1 pseudogene is annotated in these 306 nt (G+C 77.1%); it reads right to left on the bottom strand.

Going from position 1 to position 306, the window contains the following annotated elements:
* A pseudogene (locus tag VR45_RS03710) lies at nt 1-306 on the bottom strand (DUF11 domain-containing protein); the annotation flags it as partial.

Raw genomic sequence — 306 nt, 5'->3', positions numbered from 1 at the left:
GGCCGAGAGCACGGTGCCCGGGCCGGTGAGCGAGTCCGTGAGGGTGACGCCGGTGGCGGCCGCGGCGCTGTTGTTGGTGACCGTCACGGTGTACGGGGCCTGGCCGCCGGCGGTGACGGTGGCGGGGCCGGTCTTGGTGACCGAGAGGTCGACCCCGACCGGGGTGCCGGCCGCGCCGTCGTAGCGGGCGAGGGCCGCGTCGCCGTTGCTGAAGCCGGCCGCGAGGATCCGGCCGTCCGCCTGGACGGCGGTGCCGAGCGCCTGGTCGAAGCCCCCGCCGAAGTCGGTGGTGGTCCTGCCGTCGCC

It is taken from the genome of Streptomyces sp. NRRL S-495, assembly GCF_000966955.1.
Lineage (GTDB): Bacteria > Actinomycetota > Actinomycetes > Streptomycetales > Streptomycetaceae > Kitasatospora > Kitasatospora purpeofusca.
Note: the sequence above shows the minus strand (reverse complement) of the source record. Positions and strands in the feature narration are given on the sequence as shown.